The sequence below is a fragment of the Pseudomonas citronellolis genome (assembly GCF_029335315.1).
GTDB classification, from domain to species: Bacteria; Pseudomonadota; Gammaproteobacteria; order Pseudomonadales; family Pseudomonadaceae; genus Pseudomonas; species Pseudomonas citronellolis_A.
The window spans coordinates 1-3,424 of record NZ_JARJLT010000073.1 but is presented as its reverse complement, the minus strand read 5'-3'; the positions used below and the strand labels follow the sequence as shown (position 1 = coordinate 3,424).

The window sequence follows — 3,424 nt, the reverse complement described above, 5'->3', positions numbered from 1 at the left end:
CGCTCGCGGGTGGCCTCGTCCCTCGGCTCCAACCGCGAGGCGGGCCGGCCGGCTACCACAGGAATTCCCCGCGCTCGTAGGGCACCACCGTGACGCGCGTGCTCTCGTAGTCCTGCCCTGGGGTGCTGGGTGGCGGTGTCGCGTTGTAGGGCTGCTGCGGGGGCTGCTGCGCCGTGCGCTGGTCGAGGCCGGCGTTACGGTCCGGCAAGGTCGGGTCGAAGTAGCCGTCGCGGGCCACCGCCAGGCAGAAGTCGAAGCCGGCGACCACCTTCGTACCTTGCTGCGTGTAGCACTGGCAGGACTGGCCGTTCTTCACCGTGTCGGGCGGCCGACGGGCGACCAGGCGTGCGTCGCTGGTGGACAGGCAGTACAGGCGCGGGTGACTGACCGGCGTGGTCAGTTGGTCGTAGACCGGCGCGGAGGACGGGACGTTGGGGATGCGCGGCACGCGCTTGGCCAGGTACTGCGCCGGAGTGGTGGGCCGTGGCTCGGCGTCGCCGCCCGCGGGCGCGATCAGGCCGCCGACCGTGGCCTTGACCTGCTCGACCACGCTCTTGTCGGCCGGCGCCGTCGCCACTGCCGGAGTCTGGTCGCGGCCTTCGGCGTAGCGCTCGTAGGCGCGGTAGACCATGAAGCCGGCGCCGAGGATCACCGCCACCGCGAGGATCATTTTCTTCGGCGGCTTGAAGGCGAAGTGGTGCTTGGCCTGGGTGCTGGTGTACACGCCGAAGTATTTCTTATCCAGCTTGATGACGGTCTTGTCGGCGTCCTTGAAGCTGGTCTTCTTCTCCACGGCCTCGATGACCGCTTCGGACTCGAAGCGCAGCAGCTGCTGGCTCTTGAATACGCGCCAGTAGTGGACGTGGCCATTGCACAGGCGGCGCAGGTGCACATCGATGTAGCGCGGGTCCTGCGTCACCAGGTGCACTTCGTGGCCGTGGTGACGCATGGTCTCGAAGCGGCTGACGTGCTCCGGCGGCTTCTGCCGGGGATCGCGCACGCCGAACCAACCCTGCGCCTCGTCCACCACGATGATCGCGTCCTGGGGGAGTTCGAACCACTTGTACGGGTCCTCGAATTCGAACCAGGCGGCTTGGAGCTTCTCCGGCTTGAGCCCGGTGACGTTGTGGTAGTAGACGACGCGGCCTTCGCCCCTGGCCTTGGCATCCACCTCGCGAATGGTATTGAGCGTCTTGCCGTGGCCGGGCTTGCCGGTGCGGATGTAGAGCATGGCAAGTCCCCCTTAGGCGTCGATGTAGTCGCGGCCCGGCGGGTTCCAGACCTGGCGGCGTTTGCGATCGTTGATCTTGTTGAGCCCGGCCAGGACGGCGCGGGTGATCACGGCGGAGAGGACGATGCTGATGGCCACGTCGACCTTGGCCAGGCCGAGGACCTGTTGAATGGCGAGCCCGGCCTGGCCCATCTGGCTGGTGATGTAGCTGCGCACGGATTCGATCAGCAGGTTGATGCCGACATAAGTGACGAAGCCGAAGCCGATGGCGCGCAGGACGCTTTTCACCAGCGGGCCGAAGATCATCACCAGCATCTGAGCAATGAACAGGAACTGCATCATTCACCTCCGAAGGAGCGGCCGACGTAGACCGCGAAGAAGATCGTCGCGGCGATGACGATCAGGTAGGACAGGTCGGTGGCGAGCTGGCACAGGGGCGCGTAGGTGAAGGCGAAGGTGCGTCCACCACCGGTTCTGAGGGAGAAGGTCTTGTCCGCCGGACAGGCGGAGGGAAGGAAGCGGCGGCCGGTGCCTTCACTGAGAAAGCCGGCGACGTTGATTTCTTCGTCCTTGGTCAGTTCGAAGTCTTCGCCTTCGACGGTCTTGGCGATGTCGTCCTGATGCTTATCGAAGTCGTTGAGCACTTCGATCTGGCAGCGCAATTCCTTCTGTTGGCGCAGGACCGCGCACTGGATGGCGTCGCCGCTGCAGTTCAGCTCGGCGTCGCAGTCTTCGCCTTGAACGCTGTTATCCGAGGGCTCGTCGCCCTCCTCATCACTACCGCCTCCGCCACCTCCACTGCTTTCACCGCCTCCACTGCCTTCGCCGTTGCCACTGCCTTCGCTGTTACCGGCGCCTGGATCCTTAACGCAGGTGGTGCCGGACCACATCCAGCCGCTGGGGCAGCCGGGGTCGTTGGGATCAGAGGGCGGGACGCTGGGATCACCCGGATCGGTGCCCGGATTGAGAGGGTCGCCCGACGTAGCGAACTGGTAGGAATCGGCGCTGCAGCTCTCGCCCAGGCCTTTGAGAATGTAGTTGCAGAAGCCTTCGGTGGTGGAGCCTGGCAGCCGGTAACAGCTGCTCGCTCGGCCACCTTCACCGTAGCGGCAGGACTGGTAGCAAGCCGTTATCTCCGAAGCCGGAGGGCCGCCAATGTAGAAGCGCCCACCACTTTCGATCACCGGAGCGGTAGGGCCACGGGCCGGGAACAATTCACCGAGGGTCGGTGCGCAGTCTTTCGGCGGCTCCGGCGCCTGGCACTGGCCCGTTACATGATCGTATTCGGTGCCCGTTGGGCAGCTATCTCCCCAACGATAAACCGACATTCCTGAAGCGCAGGAACCTTCGCAGGTCCAGGCACAGTCCACACGCTTCGGGTCCACAAACGCCCAGGACAACGGCCCTTTGATACCGGTGCCCGCGGCATAGGCCAGTTGGCAACTCTGCGCGGGGTTCGGGGCCCTGTAGGTCACCCCGTCCCCTGCCGCCCAGTAGATATCCTCGGCCATCGCCACAACCGGGAGGCAGCAGAACAGCGCGATGAGGCGAATGAGCCAACGAGTCATGGTTACACCCGCCCGAAGAAGACCATGGCCAAGGCCAGGGTCGTGACGCCGAGGACGAACCATTCGAGGGTCATGGTCGGTCTCCTGAAAGAAGAACCCCGCCGGAGCGGGGTTCGGTGCTTCGGCTGTTGAGGCCGGGAGGGTCAGAGGGCGCGGCGGATGTACTTGAACGCCGCGGCGGCGACGAGGACGGCGAACACCGCCCAGCCGACGGTGTTGGTGTCTTCGCCGGCGGTGGCCAGCGCGCCGGTCGCTTCGGCCGGTACGGCGGCGTAGGCGGTGGCGAGCAGGGTGGAGCCGAGGGCGGCGGTGCCGGCGACGGCTTGGCCGATGCGGCGGTGGGTGTTGTGGTTCATGGAAGTTACCTCGCTACTTGAGCAGTCGTTTCAGGACCAGGAAGCCGAAGGCCAGGGCGAACAGGGTGATGACTTCGCCCTGAAGCTCGGCGACTTGGTCCCAGGTGAGTGCGGAGCCGACTTCGGTCCGCATTTCCTCGCTGGTCAGGCTATGGAGCGTTCCGGCGCAGGCGGCGGTGCCGTCCGGGCGGAGCGTCCAGGCGCCGTCGCAGGCAAGGAAATTCATGGGCGCACCGAGCCGTTAGGACTTGGCCGGGGGTTCCGGCTTG

General features: G+C 65.7%; 5 protein-coding genes. All 5 read right to left on the bottom strand.

The window, feature by feature from the left end:
• Positions 1 to 52: 52 nt before the first annotated feature.
• The gene (locus P3W75_RS06295; RefSeq protein WP_276226504.1) at positions 53 to 1,231 is read right to left on the bottom strand and encodes a zonular occludens toxin domain-containing protein; all 1,179 of its coding nucleotides are present in this window, start codon (positions 1,229 to 1,231) and stop codon (positions 53 to 55) included.
• A 12-nt stretch (positions 1,232 to 1,243) separates the two neighbouring features.
• A complete protein-coding gene (locus tag P3W75_RS06290; RefSeq protein WP_333474529.1) occupies positions 1,244 to 1,573 on the bottom strand; it encodes a DUF2523 domain-containing protein in 330 nt (109 codons plus the stop codon).
• Positions 1,570 to 2,799 (bottom strand): virulence factor TspB C-terminal domain-related protein, encoded by a 1,230-nt coding sequence (locus tag P3W75_RS06285; RefSeq protein ID WP_276226503.1) that lies wholly within the window; start codon positions 2,797 to 2,799, stop codon positions 1,570 to 1,572. Before P3W75_RS06285 ends, P3W75_RS06290 begins: the two co-directional genes overlap by 4 nt.
• Positions 2,800 to 2,942: 143 nt before the next feature.
• Positions 2,943 to 3,155 (bottom strand): major capsid protein, encoded by a 213-nt coding sequence (locus tag P3W75_RS06280; RefSeq protein WP_276226502.1) that lies wholly within the window; start codon positions 3,153 to 3,155, stop codon positions 2,943 to 2,945.
• A 13-nt stretch (positions 3,156 to 3,168) separates the two neighbouring features.
• On the bottom strand, positions 3,169 to 3,381 hold the full coding sequence (locus P3W75_RS06275) for a hypothetical protein (RefSeq protein ID WP_276226501.1): 213 nt from the start codon (positions 3,379 to 3,381) through the stop codon (positions 3,169 to 3,171).
• Between the last annotated feature and the right edge of the window lie 43 nt (positions 3,382 to 3,424).

What these genes read in the sequence shown, in the direction of transcription:
- P3W75_RS06295 (WP_276226504.1), bottom strand. Translation starts at nt 1,231, where the DNA reads ATGCTCTACATCCGCACCGGCAAGCCCGGCCACGGCAAGACGCTCAAT.
- P3W75_RS06290 (WP_333474529.1), bottom strand. Translation starts at nt 1,573, where the DNA reads ATGATGCAGTTCCTGTTCATTGCTCAGATGCTGGTGATGATCTTCGGC.
- P3W75_RS06285 (WP_276226503.1), bottom strand. Translation starts at nt 2,799, where the DNA reads ATGACTCGTTGGCTCATTCGCCTCATCGCGCTGTTCTGCTGCCTCCCG.
- P3W75_RS06280 (WP_276226502.1), bottom strand. Translation starts at nt 3,155, where the DNA reads ATGAACCACAACACCCACCGCCGCATCGGCCAAGCCGTCGCCGGCACC.
- P3W75_RS06275 (WP_276226501.1), bottom strand. Translation starts at nt 3,381, where the DNA reads ATGAATTTCCTTGCCTGCGACGGCGCCTGGACGCTCCGCCCGGACGGC.